The organism is Streptococcus oricebi (assembly GCF_017883985.1).
GTDB classification, from domain to species: domain Bacteria; phylum Bacillota; class Bacilli; order Lactobacillales; family Streptococcaceae; genus Streptococcus; species Streptococcus oricebi.
On record NZ_PRDG01000002.1, the window covers coordinates 19,266 to 33,162 of the forward strand.

Annotated in this window: 12 protein-coding genes and 2 pseudogenes; 9 read left to right on the top strand and 5 right to left on the bottom strand. The window is 43.6% G+C overall.

The features are described 5' to 3' along the window. Nucleotides 1–84: 84 nt before the first annotated feature. From nrdF to nrdH, 3 genes are all read right to left on the bottom strand, one after another. The gene (gene nrdF / locus C4K46_RS02745; protein WP_209627170.1) at nt 85–1,044 is read right to left on the bottom strand and encodes a class 1b ribonucleoside-diphosphate reductase subunit beta; all 960 of its coding nucleotides are present in this window, start codon (nt 1,042–1,044) and stop codon (nt 85–87) included. Nucleotides 1,045–1,194: 150 nt separating this feature from the next. Continuing rightward, nucleotides 1,195–3,354, bottom strand: a complete 2,160-nt coding sequence (gene nrdE / locus C4K46_RS02750; RefSeq protein WP_209627172.1) for a class 1b ribonucleoside-diphosphate reductase subunit alpha — start codon at nt 3,352–3,354, stop codon at nt 1,195–1,197. A gap of 336 nt (nt 3,355–3,690) precedes the next feature. Beyond that, on the bottom strand, nt 3,691–3,909 hold the full coding sequence (gene nrdH, locus C4K46_RS02755; protein WP_209627174.1) for a glutaredoxin-like protein NrdH: 219 nt from the start codon (nt 3,907–3,909) through the stop codon (nt 3,691–3,693). A gap of 194 nt (nt 3,910–4,103) precedes the next feature. Between nrdH and C4K46_RS02760 the strand changes: the two genes are divergently transcribed. The 4 genes from C4K46_RS02760 (at nt 4,104) to C4K46_RS02775 (ending at nt 8,005) form a co-directional block, all read left to right on the top strand. After that, on the top strand, nt 4,104–4,310 hold the full coding sequence (locus tag C4K46_RS02760; protein WP_209627177.1) for a hypothetical protein: 207 nt from the start codon (nt 4,104–4,106) through the stop codon (nt 4,308–4,310). A 48-nt stretch (nt 4,311–4,358) separates the two neighbouring features. Next, nucleotides 4,359–4,622, top strand: coding sequence for a phosphocarrier protein HPr (locus tag C4K46_RS02765; protein ID WP_209627179.1), 264 nt, complete (start codon nt 4,359–4,361; stop codon nt 4,620–4,622). A gap of 1 nt (nt 4,623) precedes the next feature. Then, on the top strand, nt 4,624–6,357 hold the full coding sequence (gene ptsP, locus C4K46_RS02770; RefSeq protein WP_209627181.1) for a phosphoenolpyruvate--protein phosphotransferase: 1,734 nt from the start codon (nt 4,624–4,626) through the stop codon (nt 6,355–6,357). A gap of 109 nt (nt 6,358–6,466) precedes the next feature. Continuing rightward, on the top strand, nt 6,467–8,005 hold the full coding sequence (locus tag C4K46_RS02775) for an ABC-F family ATP-binding cassette domain-containing protein (protein WP_209627183.1): 1,539 nt from the start codon (nt 6,467–6,469) through the stop codon (nt 8,003–8,005). 78 nt (nt 8,006–8,083) lie between these two features. Here C4K46_RS02775 and C4K46_RS02780 read toward each other — a convergent pair whose 3' ends face one another. Continuing rightward, nucleotides 8,084–8,848, bottom strand: a complete 765-nt coding sequence (locus C4K46_RS02780) for a peptidylprolyl isomerase (protein WP_209627186.1) — start codon at nt 8,846–8,848, stop codon at nt 8,084–8,086. A gap of 431 nt (nt 8,849–9,279) precedes the next feature. On the opposite strand from C4K46_RS02780, the pseudogene C4K46_RS10705 reads away from it, so the two are divergent. The 3 genes and pseudogenes from C4K46_RS10705 to gloA2 form a co-directional block, all read left to right on the top strand. Then, nucleotides 9,280–9,943: pseudogene (locus tag C4K46_RS10705) on the top strand (cell division protein FtsK); the annotation flags it as partial. 95 nt (nt 9,944–10,038) lie between these two features. After that, nucleotides 10,039–11,580, top strand: a pseudogene (locus C4K46_RS02785) (DNA translocase FtsK); the annotation flags it as partial. Between the two features lie 138 nt (nt 11,581–11,718). Continuing rightward, nucleotides 11,719–12,105 (top strand): SMU1112c/YaeR family gloxylase I-like metalloprotein, encoded by a 387-nt coding sequence (gene gloA2 / locus C4K46_RS02790; RefSeq protein WP_209627190.1) that lies wholly within the window; start codon nt 11,719–11,721, stop codon nt 12,103–12,105. Between the two features lie 30 nt (nt 12,106–12,135). On the opposite strand, the gene C4K46_RS02795 is transcribed toward gloA2, so the two are convergent. Then, nucleotides 12,136–12,489 carry a DUF3397 domain-containing protein gene (locus C4K46_RS02795; RefSeq protein ID WP_209627191.1) on the bottom strand — a complete coding sequence of 118 codons (354 nt, stop codon included), beginning with the start codon at nt 12,487–12,489 and terminating at the stop codon, nt 12,136–12,138. A gap of 159 nt (nt 12,490–12,648) precedes the next feature. Between C4K46_RS02795 and rplK the strand changes: the two genes are divergently transcribed. Further along, complete coding sequence (gene rplK, locus C4K46_RS02800; protein ID WP_209627193.1) at nt 12,649–13,074, top strand: 50S ribosomal protein L11; 426 nt, start codon at nt 12,649–12,651, stop codon at nt 13,072–13,074. A gap of 92 nt (nt 13,075–13,166) precedes the next feature. Continuing rightward, complete coding sequence (gene rplA, locus C4K46_RS02805; protein WP_209627195.1) at nt 13,167–13,856, top strand: 50S ribosomal protein L1; 690 nt, start codon at nt 13,167–13,169, stop codon at nt 13,854–13,856. Nucleotides 13,857–13,897: the final 41 nt, after the last annotated feature.

A 13,897-nucleotide genomic window follows, 5' to 3' on the forward strand; every position in this document is an offset into this window, starting at 1 on the left:
GGCTTCAAGCCAGTTTTTCTCGGAGAGGAAAATAAGAAAACCACCAACTTAGCTGGTGGCTATCAGGCTTATAGCTTCCATTCATTATAATCCCATCAGATAATCATCGTCCTGCATGGCCTCAACTTCACCGAGCAGGTAACCATTTCCGACTTGAGAGAAGAAGTCGTGGTTGCTGGTCCCGGTCGAGATACCATTCATAACAATAGGGTTGACATCGTCAGCTGTATCTGGAAAGAGTGGGTCTTGTCCCAAATTCATCAAGGCCTTATTGGCATTGTAGCGCAGGAAGGTCTTGACTTCTTCAGTCCAGCCGATGGGGTCATAGAGGGTCTCGGTATAGCCCTCTTCGTTCTCATAGAGTTGGTAGAGAAGGTCATACATCCATTCGCGGAAGTTGGCTTGTTCTTCTTCGGATAATTCGTTAAAGGCTAGCTGGAACTTATAGCCGATATAGGTTCCATGGACCGATTCATCACGGATAATCAGTTTGATAATTTCAGCGACATTGGCCAATTTATTATTACCCAGATAGTAGAGAGGGGTAAAGAAACCTGAGTAGAAGAGGAAGGTTTCTAGAAAGACGCTAGCTACCTTTTTTTCTAAAGCATTTCCATTTAGATAAATCTCGTTGATGATTTCAGCCTTCTTTTGTAGGTAAGGATTGGTATTGGTCCATTCAAAAATTTCATCAATTTCAGCCTTGGTATTGAGGGTTGAAAAGATAGAAGAGTAGGATTTGGCATGGACAGACTCCATAAATTGGATATTGTTAAAGACGGCCTCTTCGTGGGCGGTCCGAACGTCCTTACGCAGGGCATCTACCCCGGACTCAGATTGCAGGGTATCAAGAAGGGTCAAGCCACCAAAGACCTTGCCGACCAAGTCCTTTTCCTTGTGGGACAGCTTTCTCCAGTCATCCAAGTCATTGGAGAGGGGGATCCGAGTATCTAACCAAAATTGTTCGGTCAGCTTTTCCCAGGTTGATTTATCGATAATATCTTCGATAGCATTCCAGTTTATGGCTTTATAGTAAGTTTTCATAGTGGTTCCTTTTTGCATAATCTAATAGTTCTTAGCGCAGTAGTTATCTGGCTTCTCCCCAGGCTTTTTCAAGCTGGTTACAAGCCTAGTCAAGCTTGCGAGGCTAGGCTGATAAAGTAAAAATCTCTGATTTTTGCTTGCTTCCACACCCTAAATCACACAGCTTTCACATTGGTTGGCACCAACCTCATCGCCATTATCTGTAAAGGTCCGGACATAGTAGATAGACTTGATACCCTTGTTAAAGGCATAGTTACGCAGGATAGAAAGATCGCGTGTGGTTTGTTTGCTTTCATTTTTCCACTCATAGATACCTTGTGGAATGTCACTGCGCATAAAGAGGGTAAGTGAAAGTCCTTGATCGACATGCTCGGTCGCTGCGGCATAAACATCAATCACCTTGCGCATATCCATATCGTAGGCGCTAGTATAGTAAGGAATGGTCTCGGTTGACAGTCCAGCAGCCGGATAGTAGATTTTTCCGATTTTCTTTTCCTGACGTTCTTCAATCCTTTGGGTAATGGGGTGGATAGAAGCAGAAACATCATTGATGTAGCTGATAGAGCCATTTGGTGCTACAGCCAAGCGGTTTTGGTGGTAGAGACCATCCGCCATGACCTTGTCGCGAAGAGCTGCCCAATCGCTAGCTGTCGGGATGAAAATTCCTGCAAATAATTCTTTGACGCGGTCTAATTTTGGTAGATACTTGTCTGTTAGGTATTTATCAAAGTAGGTCCCATTAGCATAGTCTGACTTTTCAAAATTATGGAAGGTTACACCACGCTCGCGAGCGATATTGTTTGACTCAACCAAGGTCCAGTAATTCATCAGCATAAAGTAAATGCTGGTAAATTCCACAGCCTCGGCAGATCCATAATCAATCAACTGTTGGGCCAGATAGCTGTGGAGCCCCATGGCCCCTAGACCAAAGGTATGGGCTAGGCTATTACCATGATCGATAGTTGGAACAGCTGTGATATGGGAGCTATCAGTGACAAAGGTCAGAGCCCGGGTCATAGTCCGAATAGACTTACCAAAGTCTGGTGAAGTCATCATGTTGACCACGTTTGTAGAGCCCAGGTTACATGATACATCTGTACCCATTTTCAGGAATTCTTGGGCGTCATTGAGTAGGCTAGGTTCTTGTACTTGAAGGATTTCTGAGCAGAGATTGCTCATGATAATCTTACCGTCAATCGGATTGGAACGATTGGCCGTATCGATATTGACAACATAAGGATAGCCGGATTCCTGCTGCAACTTAGAAATTTCAGTCTCTAAATCACGAGCCCGAATCTTGGTCTTGGTAATCTTAGGATTGGCCACCAACTCATCGTATTTTTCGGTGATGTCGATATAGGCAAAAGGCACTCCGTACTCACGCTCAATGGAGTAAGGACTAAAGAGGTACATGTCCTCATTTTTACGAGCCAATTCGTAGAACTTATCAGGAATAACAACCCCTAGAGAGAGGGTCTTGACCCGCACCTTTTCATCAGCATTTTCCTTCTTAGTTGAAAGGAAGGAGATAATATCTGGATGAAAGACATTGAGGTAAACAACTCCCGCCCCTTGGCGTTGTCCTAGTTGGTTAGAGTAGGAGAAGCTGTCCTCAAAGAGCTTCATGACAGGAACGACACCAGAGGCCGCCCCTTCATAACCCTTGATTGGTGCTCCAGCCTCCCGCAGATTGGAGAGGGAGATTCCCACTCCACCCCCAATACGAGATAGTTGAAGGGCTGAGTTGATGGAGCGTCCAATAGCATTCATATCGTCTGTCACCTGAATGAGGAAACAAGATACTAGCTCCCCTCGACGGCTACGTCCAGCATTCAAGAAACTTGGGGTAGCTGGTTGGTAGCGTTGGTGAATGATTTCATTGGCAATGTCTTTGGCGATAGCCTCATCTCCATTTGCAAAGTAGAGGGCGTTAAAGAGGACCCGATCCTCCATGCTTTCAAGATAGTATTCCCCATCATTGGTCTTGAGGGCATATTGATTATAAAACTTGTAGGCAGCCATGAAAGACTTGAAATGAAAATCCTGGTCATGGATAAAGGCCGACAATTCTTCAATATATTCAGGACGATAAAGTTTAATGAAAGCTTCTTCCAAGTAATTTTCTTCAATTAGGTAGTTAATCTTTTCAGTAATAGAAGCAAAAGACTTGGTATTAGGCTGGACATTTTCCTTAAAGAAAGCATCCAAGGCTTCCTTGTCCTTGTGAAGCATAATTTGCCCATTGATGGGACGGTTGATTTCATTATTTAGACGGAAGTAAGTAACATCCCCTAATTGTTTAAGACTCATGATAATTCCTTTACTAAGATATGAGAGCGTGTAAAAAGTGACAGAAAATTAGGAAACTTGACGACGGTTCCATGAACCTAGGAAAGTTTATCTATTTTCCGAACTTTTAGCTCGAATTCAATTACAAGATACAAAGCCCGTTTTCCGAAGTTGAAGGGCGTGTTCAATTATAAGATACAAAGCCCGTTGGCAGACTTAATCAGCAGTCAAGCGCTTAGACAAAATCTAGTCTCCCAAAGGTCCTGCTAGGGCAACTGCTTTGTCTGACAACTTGCCAAACAAAAGAAAGCGCTCCTATTTTAATGATAGAAGCCGTCATCTAATGTTTAAATGAGATTATGAAAGTTGTTTCAATTTACCTGGTTGAAAGCCGGAGAAAGCATCGGTTGAAGTTTGAATGACCGGTGCAGAGTTGAAACCGAGATTTTTGACATGCTCGATGTATTCTGGCTGCTCATCTAGATTGATTTCACGATACTCAACATGGTTGGTATCTAAAAAGCGTTTAGTCATTTTGCATTGAACGCAATTATCCTTTGAATAAATAGTTACCATAAGTAAACTCCTCTATATGTTTTATGTGTTGAAAACTAGTACCCTCTTAGTATAAACAAAATGAAATCAGATGTCAATGATTTAAACTAAATATTGTAGAAGATTTTGGTGTCAAGTAGGACTTGATACTACATATAGTGTTTTGAGCCAACAAAGGAAAAGTCCCTATTTCTCGTCTTTTAGGAGGAAATTCCTTGATAATTCAGACTTTTAAAGAAGGAGAAAAGAAAAATATTTATCTATCTATCTCCTTTATAGAGGCGGAAAAAATTTCCGAAACCAATATAAAAATGCGAGCCGAAAGAAGCTTTTTAAAGTTCCAATCCTTTAGAAATATTTTGGAAGGCATACATAAAATTCTTGAAAAAGATTTCAAAAGGTGGTATAATGCTATGTTGTAAGGGTTATCAAAATAACCCAAAAAGAAATATTTAAAGGAGAGTCTAACTATGGCTTCTAAAGATTTCCACATTGTGGCAGAAACAGGTATCCACGCTCGTCCAGCAACTTTGCTCGTTCAAACAGCTAGCAAATTTGCTTCAGATATTACTCTTGAATACAAAGGTAAATCCGTAAACCTTAAGTCAATTATGGGTGTTATGAGCCTCGGTGTTGGTCAAGGTGCAGACGTAACTATTGCAGCTGAAGGTGCAGATGCAGACGACGCACTTGCAGCAATCTCAGAAACAATGGATAAAGAAGGATTGGCTTAATATGACAGAAATGCTAAAAGGAATTGCAGCATCTGACGGTGTTGCTGTTGCTAAGGCATATCTATTAGTTCAACCGGATTTGTCATTTGAGACTGTTTCAGTCGAAGATACGAATGCAGAAGAGGCTCGTTTGGATGTCGCTTTAGAAGCAGCACAGAACGAGCTTTCTGTTATCCGTGAAAAAGCAGTAGATAGCCTCGGTGAAGAAGCAGCACAAGTTTTTGATGCTCATTTGATGGTGCTGGCTGATCCAGAAATGATCGGTCAGATTAAGGAAACAATTCGTGCTAAAAAGACCAATGCAGAAGCAGGTCTAAAAGAAGTAACGGATATGTTTATTACTCTCTTTGAAAATATGGATGACAATCCATACATGCAGGAGCGGGCGGCAGATATTCGTGACGTGACCAAGCGGGTCTTGTCCCACCTTATCGGTGTTCGCTTGCCAAATCCAGCCATGATTGATGAAGAGTCTGTTGTGATTGCTCATGACCTGACTCCTTCAGATACAGCCCAATTGGACCGTAACTTTGTTAAGGCCTTTGTCACTAACATTGGTGGTCGGACCAGTCACTCAGCTATTATGGCTCGGACTTTGGAAATTGCGGCTGTTCTCGGAACCAATAACATTACTGAATTAGTTAAAGATGGCGACTTGCTTGCTGTAAACGGAATTACTGGTGATGTTTTAATCAATCCAAGCCCAGAACAGATTGAAGAATTTAAGGCAGCTGGTCAAGCTTATGCCAAGCAAAAAGCTGAGTGGGAATTACTCAAAGACGCTCAAACAGTTACTGCTGATGGCAAGCACTTTGAATTGGCTGCCAATATCGGTACACCAAAGGACGTTGAAGGGGTAAATGCCAACGGGGCAGAAGCAGTCGGACTTTATCGGACTGAATTTCTCTATATGGACTCTCAAGACTTCCCGACAGAAGACGAGCAATATGAAGCCTACAAGGCAGTGCTTGAGGGTATGAACGGCAAGCCAGTTGTGGTAAGAACCATGGATATTGGTGGAGATAAGGAACTTCCTTACTTCGATCTACCAAAAGAAATGAATCCTTTCCTTGGTTTCCGGGCTCTGCGGATTTCTATCTCTGAAACCGGAGATGCTATGTTCCGCACCCAATTACGGGCTCTCCTACGCGCTTCTGTTCATGGTCAACTTCGGATTATGTTCCCAATGGTAGCGCTCTTGACTGAATTCCGCAAGGCTAAGGCAGTCTATGAAGAAGAAAAGGCTAAATTGTTGGCAGAAGGTGTAGCCGTAGCTGACAATATCCAAGTTGGTATCATGATTGAAATTCCAGCAGCAGCAATGTTGGCTGACCAATTTGCCAAGGAAGTAGACTTCTTTTCAATCGGTACCAATGACTTGATCCAATACACCATGGCAGCAGACCGGATGAACGAGCAGGTGTCTTACCTCTACCAACCTTACAACCCTTCTATCTTGCGCTTGATTAACAATGTCATCAAGGCAGCACATAAGGAAGGTAAGTGGGCAGGTATGTGTGGTGAGATGGCTGGAGATCAAACCGCTGTACCACTTCTTGTTGGTATGGGCTTGGATGAATTCTCTATGTCAGCAACCTCTGTTCTTCGGACACGTAGCTTGATGAAGAAATTAGATACTAAGAAGATGCAAGAACTGGCAGAACGCGCTCTTACAGAATGTGCTACTATGGAAGAAGTTCTTGAACTCGAAAAAGAATATCTTGATTTTGATTAAGATAGATCTTAGGAAAAAGAGGCTGGTCATCCGGTCTCTTTTTTATCTTGCCAAAGCTAGTCCAGAGATGATATAATTTTGAGAGAAATTTTCCAGTGAAGGAGTAGAGATGAGTATTTTAGAAGTTAAGAATCTGAGTCATGGTTTTGGAGACCGGGCCATTTTTGAGGATGTATCCTTTCGTCTACTAAAGGGAGAACATATTGGGCTTGTGGGAGCCAATGGGGAAGGGAAATCAACCTTTATGAGTATTGTCACTGGCCAGATGTTGCCCGATGAAGGCAAGGTTGAGTGGTCCAAGTATGTGACGGCTGGCTATCTGGATCAGCATTCGGTCCTAGAGGAAGGGCAAACAGTTAGAGATGTCCTACGAACAGCCTTTGATGAACTCTTTAAGACGGAAAGTCGTATCAATGAGATTTACCTGGAGATGGCCGAGGCTGAGGACTATGAGAGCTTGATGGAAGAGGTTGGCGAGCTCCAAGATCGCTTGGATAGTCGGGATTTCTACAGTCTGGATGCCAAGATTGACGAGGTTGCGCGGGCCTTGGGGGTTATGGACTTCGGTATGGAGACCGATGTGACTGCTCTTTCTGGTGGTCAAAGGACCAAGGTCCTGCTGGCCAAGCTCTTGCTTGAAAAGCCAGATATTCTGCTTTTGGATGAGCCAACCAACTATTTGGATGCGGAGCATATTGACTGGCTCAAGCGTTATCTGCAAAATTATGAAAATGCCTTTGTCCTCATTTCCCATGATATTCCCTTTTTAAATGATGTAATCAATATTGTCTATCATGTAGAAAATCAACATTTGACCCGCTATAGTGGGGACTACTACCAGTTTCAAGAGGTCCATCAGATGAAAAAGGCTCAGCTTGAAGCGGCCTATGAGCGGCAGCAAAAGGAAATTGCTGATTTGAAGGACTTTGTCAATCGCAATAAGGCCAGGGTAGCGACTAGAAATATGGCCATGTCGCGTCAGAAAAAGTTGGATAAGATGGACTTGATTGAGTTGCAGGCTGAAAAGCCTAAACCCTCTTTTGATTTTAAGATGGCCCGCACGCCAGGCCGCTTTATCTTCCAGGCCCAGGACCTTCAAATTGGTTACCAAAAGCCCTTGACTAAACCCTTAAACCTGACCTTTGAACGCAATCAAAAAATTGCGATTATCGGGGCTAATGGGATTGGAAAGACCACCCTTTTAAAGAGCCTTTTGGGCTTGCTTCCGGCCCTAGCTGGCCAGATTGAGCGAGGTGACTATTTGGAAGTGGGCTATTTCGAGCAAGAAGTAGCTGGCGATAAGCGGCAAACCCCACTGCAAGCGGTCTGGGATGCTTTTCCAGCCATGAACCAGGCAGAGGTCAGAGCAGCCCTGGCCCGCTGTGGTCTAACAGCCAAGCATATCGAGAGTCAAATTCAGGTCCTCTCTGGTGGAGAGCAGGCCAAGGTCCGCCTCTGTCTATTGATGAATCGAGAAAATAATGTTCTGGTCCTGGACGAGCCAACCAACCACCTTGATGTGGATGCTAAGGAAGAATTGAAAAGGGCCCTACAAGCCTATAAGGGAAGTATTCTCATGGTTTGCCATGAGCCGGACTTTTATGAGGGCTGGGTGAGCCAGGTTTGGGACTTCAATCAGCTGAGCTAGCCAAAGTCTAGCTAGAGCTTGGTAAATAAAGAAAAAAGATTTGGTGGCTTTGGGGCCGATCAAATCTTTTTTTGCTTGCTATTTTTTCTTGACATCCTTGATGATTTCGATTTTTTGAATCTTAACCTCTTGTTTGGGTTTGGTGTTATCTTCGGTCTCTAAGTTGGCAATCTTATCAACCACATCCATGCCGTCGATAACCTGGCCAAAGACGGTATAGTTGCCGTCTAAACTAGGATTTCCGCCCTTTTTATAGGCTTGGATAATCTTTTCTGGATAGGTGTCCTTACTAAGGGCCTTGGACTGGTCTGCTGAGTTTTGGTTGATATAAAACTGGCTACCATTGGTATCAGGACCTGAATTAGCCATTGCTAGGGCCCCTCTTAGATTATAGAGATAGGGAGAGGTTTCATTTTTAAAGCCTTTGCCAGAGTCTTTTTTAGTGTCCTTACCCTGCCAGATGGACTGGCCGCCAGAGCCATCGCCCTTAGGATCTCCAGACTGAATCATAAAATCCTTGATAACTCGATGGAAGCTAATGCCGTTATAGTAACCCTCTTTCGCATGGGTCAGGAAGTTCTCAACTGCCAAGGGGGCGTATTTGGGAAAGAGCTTGAGGCGGATATCTCCTTGACTGGTTGTCATTTTGACTTCGGCTTCATTTTCTCCTACCTTATTGGAGAGTTGGGGGAAGTAGGCATTTTTATTAGTTAGAGCGGCTGTTTTTTCTTTTTCTGCTAGGCTGGAATCAACATAGTCATTTCCGCGCAAGCTCCGTTGAATACTGGTACAGCCTGTCAAGACAAGACCAGCAGCAAGTCCTAAAATAATTAGTTTTTTCATAGTCTTCCTTTCTGAATGATGGACTATTGACATTTTACTATAAAGACCAGCCTTTTTCAAACCTTTCTGCTAGAAAAACTAAAAAATTAGTCTCCTCCCTAAAAGAAAATAGATAAATTATATAAAAACTAGCTTTAAGAAATAAAGGAAGAATACCCTTGCAAGGAGCATGAAAAGAACTTTATATCAGGCTTGCCAACTATCTTGGTAGAGAGCTGACAGTCCCTGGCCTTATCCACTTTACTTTCAGGGTCTAGTCTTGGTTTACTGGTCTTGCTAATCCAGAATATTAGTGGAAGCAGATGGGTTCAAGTAAATCATAAGGGGATTTGGGGCAACAAATTTTTTCTTAGACGCTTGAAATAAGCTGGGCTTATTTTTCTATTTGATATTGATTGGACTAAGGGCCGTCTTATGGTATAATAGAGCTTATGGCAAGTAAGAAAAAATCAAGTAAGGGGCGGACGACAAGACGCCCAACCAAGGCAGAATTAGAAAGGCAAAAAGCTATTAAAAGAATGATAGTCAGCTTTATGCTGGCTTTTATCCTCCTTTTTGCCGCTTTGAAATTAGGGGCCTTTGGTATCAGTATTTATAATCTCATCAGACTAGGAGTGGGGAGTTTGGCCTATCTAGCGATTGGGGCTAGCCTTGTCTACCTCTTTTTCTTCAAGTGGTTGGGCAAGCATGAGGGCTCTGTATCAGGCTTTTTGAGTGCCTTTGCAGGCCTGGCCCTAATCTTTCAGGCTTATTTTGTAGACGTTTTGGCCCTAAAAGGGCAGGTTTTGCAGACCACTCTTTCTCGTGTCTTGGCTGATCTCTTGGCCTTTAAGGTCAGCTCCTTTGCAGGAGGAGGTTTGATTGGAGCCCTTCTTTATGCGCCGATTTCCTTTTTATTTTCAAATATCGGCAGCTACTTTATCGGACTTTTGCTTATCTTACTGGGTGGACTCTTGGTTAGTCCTTGGTCTATTTATGATTTGGCTGAAAAAGTCGGCCAGCTCTTTCAGCTCTGGTTGGCCAAGCGGGAAGAAAAACGGCAACAACGTTTTGTAGAAAAAGAAGAGAAGGCAAAGGCGGCGGCTAGTCAGGCAGAAGCTGCCAAGAAAGAGTTAGCACAAGAAGAATTTTTCGACCAGACCATTATGGAAGAATTGCCTCCAGAAGTTGAAGAGCATGAGCCGGAGATTTTCGACTATGACCCCCATGCTCCTTTGAATTTTGAAAGAGAATCAGACCAAGATTTGGAAGCAGACGAGATGGCAGACGAAGAGGAGTTGGAAGTTGATTTCCGCCCCCAGGAAAGTCTGGACTATAAACTTCCAAGTCTGTCCTTATTCGCTCCTGATAAGCCTAAAAACCAGTCCAAGGAAAAGAGGCTAGTGCGGGAGAATATCAAAATTTTGGAAGAAACCTTTGCTAGCTTTGGGATTCGTGTGGTGGTTGAAAGGGCTGAAATCGGCCCCTCCGTCACCAAGTATGAGGTCAAGCCTGCCGTAGGTGTTAGGGTCAATCGAATTTCTAACCTAGCCGATGACTTGGCCCTGGCCCTAGCTGCCAAGGATGTGCGAATAGAGGCTCCTATTCCCGGTAAGTCCCTGGTTGGGATAGAAGTGCCCAATTCAGAAGTCGCAACGGTGACCTTCCGTGAACTTTGGGAGCAGTCCAAGACAGAAGCCAATAAACTCTTGGAAATTCCCTTGGGGAAGGCTGTCAATGGCTCTGTTCGTTCCTTTGATTTAGCGAAAATGCCGCATTTGTTGGTGGCGGGTTCGACTGGTTCGGGTAAATCCGTTGCAGTTAATGGGATTATTGCCAGCATTCTTATGAAGGCGAGACCAGATGAGGTCAAGTTTATGATGGTAGACCCCAAGATGGTCGAGTTGTCTGTCTATAATGATATTCCTCACTTACTGATTCCCGTTGTCACCAATCCGCGCAAGGCCAGTCGTGCCCTGCAAAAGGTGGTTGATGAGATGGAGAATCGCTATGAACTCTTCTCTAAGGTAGGGGCTAGAAATATTGCTGGCTATAATGCCAAGGTAGCTGAATACAATGCCCAGTCCGAATACAAGCAGATTCCCCTCCCTCTTATCGTCGTCATCGTCGATGAATTGGCTGACCTCATGATGGTAGCTAGTAAGGAGGTAGAAGATGCCATTATCCGCCTGGGACAAAAGGCCCGGGCTGCAGGTATCCACATGATTCTAGCCACCCAGCGCCCTTCTGTTGATGTTATTTCTGGTCTGATTAAGGCCAATGTACCCTCAAGAATTGCCTTTGCCGTCTCAAGTGGAACGGATAGTCGGACCATTCTTGATGAAAATGGGGCAGAAAAATTGCTGGGTCGAGGAGATATGCTCTTTAAACCTATCGATGAAAATCATCCGGTCCGCCTTCAGGGATCCTTTATCTCTGATCAGGAGGTAGAAAATATCGTCTCCTTTATCAAGGATCAAGCCGAGGCTGACTATGATGAAAGCTTTGATCCGGGTGAAGTTGCTGAAGGAGATAGTGAAAGTGGCCAGGACTTGGATGAGCAGGGAGATCCCCTCTTTGAAGAAGCCAAGGCCTTAGTGATTGAGACCCAGAAAGCCTCTGCCTCCATGATTCAAAGACGCTTATCTGTCGGCTTTAATCGGGCAACTCGCCTGATGGAAGAGCTAGAAGCAGCTGGCGTAATCGGTCCAGCTGAGGGGACCAAACCGCGTAAGGTTTTACAGACCGGCTAGACAAGAGACAGAAAAGGTCCTTATTGAACAGACTAGCTCCTATGTAAAAGTCTAGTTGTTCTTCTGTTAGCAGTTTTAAAGACTTATTGAGCTGGGAGGCACTTGCCTCCGCCTCCTTTTATTAGGAAAGGAACTATTATGAAATTTGACAGCTTCCACCATATTGCTATCATTGGCCACGATTATGAGAAAAGCCGGGAATTTTATGTTGATAAGCTGGGTTTTGAGCAGCTAGATTTACATGTCCGTCCCGATAAGGGGGATATCTTGTTTAATGTCAGAAAGGGCCAGCTGACCTTGGAGATTTTTATCAAGCCAGAGGCACCATTAAGGCCTGCCCTGCCTAAGCCCGAGCATACAGGACTCAGGCACCTAGCCTTTAAGGTGGCTGATGTAGAGGCTTGCCTAGCGAGCTTTGACCAATTAGGGATTGCCCACCAAGGACTAAGGTATGATGACTTTGACGGTAAAAAAATGGCCTTCTTCTTTGATCCAGACGGCCAACCCTTGGAGATTCATGAATAAAAAAATAATCAGGCTAGTTGACTAGTCTGATTATTTTTTGAGAAAGAGGCCGATAACAATGGCCAGGTACATAAGAAAGGTCAGAATAAAACCAGCCCGCCAGAAAAACTTAAAGAACTTGGGATAGTAAAAGGAGCGTTTCTTTTTAAGGAAGTAAATGGTGATAGCGATAGCTAAGAGTCCTAGGGCCAAGACCAGTTGGGGCAGAAAGCTATGGTAGTAGGCCTTGTCTGTGATGAAGTAAAGCTCCAAAACAAAAAGCGGAAAAGCTAAATCTGCAAAGTTTAGGCCGAATTTCTTTAGGTTGAAGAAGCGACTAATAATAATGGTAACCAGCGGAGTTAAAAAGACAAAGAGGACCGCAGAAATTTTCAATAGTATCATAGATTTATTTTACCATAAAATGGGTAAAAAAGAAGGGGGAAGTGATTTTTTTCTTGCAATTTAGAAAGATTAGTGTATAATAGAAAGGTATGCGATAAGCATACTTGTGGGAGGTAAAAATCTTACATTACCGAAAGAACCACAAAGGAGGATTTTAAAATGGCTAAAAAAGTCGAAAAACTTGTAAAATTGCAAATTCCTGCCGGTAAAGCGACACCAGCTCCACCAGTTGGACCAGCACTTGGTCAAGCAGGAATCAACATTATGGGATTCACCAAAGAGTTTAACGCTCGTACAGCTGATCAAGCTGGTATGATTATCCCAGTTGTTATCTCAGTATATGAAGACAAATCATTTACTTTCGTAACAAAAACCCCACCTGCTGCTGTTCTCTTGAAGAAAGCTGCTGGTGTTGAAAAAGGTTCAGGTACACCAAACACAGCTAAGGTTGCAACAGTTACTCGTGCGCAAGTACAAGAAATTGCTGAAACTAAGATGCCAGATTTGAACGCTGCAAATATTGAATCTGCAATGCGTATGATTGAAGGTACTGCTCGTTCTATGGGATTCACTGTTGTTGACTAATCAATAACAAACCCTAGACCCGCTCACTTCATCATGACTGAGTGACGTGGGAGATGAAAATCGATTGAACCACTTTACAAGGAGAATATAAAATGGCTAAAAAAAGCAAACAACTTCGTGCTGCACTTGAGAAAATCGACAGCACAAAAGCATACAGCGTAGAAGAAGCTGTAGCACTTGCAAAAGAAACTAACTTTGCAAAATTTGATGCAACTGTAGAAGTTGCTTACAACTTGAATATTGACGTTAAAAAAGCGGATCAACAAATCCGTGGTGCAATGGTCCTTCCAAACGGTACTGGTAAGACTCAACGCGTACTTGTTTTCGCGCGTGGTGCCAAGGCTGAAGAAGCTAAGGCTGCTGGTGCTGACTTTGTCGGTGAAGAAGACCTCGTTGAAAAAATCAACGGTGGTTGGCTTGACTTTGATGTGGTTGTTGCAACCCCTGACATGATGGCTCTTGTAGGACGTCTCGGACGGGTCCTTGGACCTCGTAACCTGATGCCAAACCCTAAAACTGGTACTGTAACTATGGATGTTGCTAAGGCAGTTGAAGAGTCTAAGGGTGGTAAGATTACCTATCGTGCAGACCGCGCAGGTAACGTACAAGCAATCATCGGTAAGGTATCATTTGATGCTGACAAGTTGGTTGAAAACTTCAAGGCTTTCAACGATGTTATCGTAAAAGCAAAACCAGCTACTGCTAAAGGTACCTACATGACCAACCTAACTATCACCACTACTCAAGGTGTTGGTATCAAGGTTGACCCAAGTTCATTTTAATTGATAAAAAAATCGATATGAAAAACTCTGCCTCGGGTGGA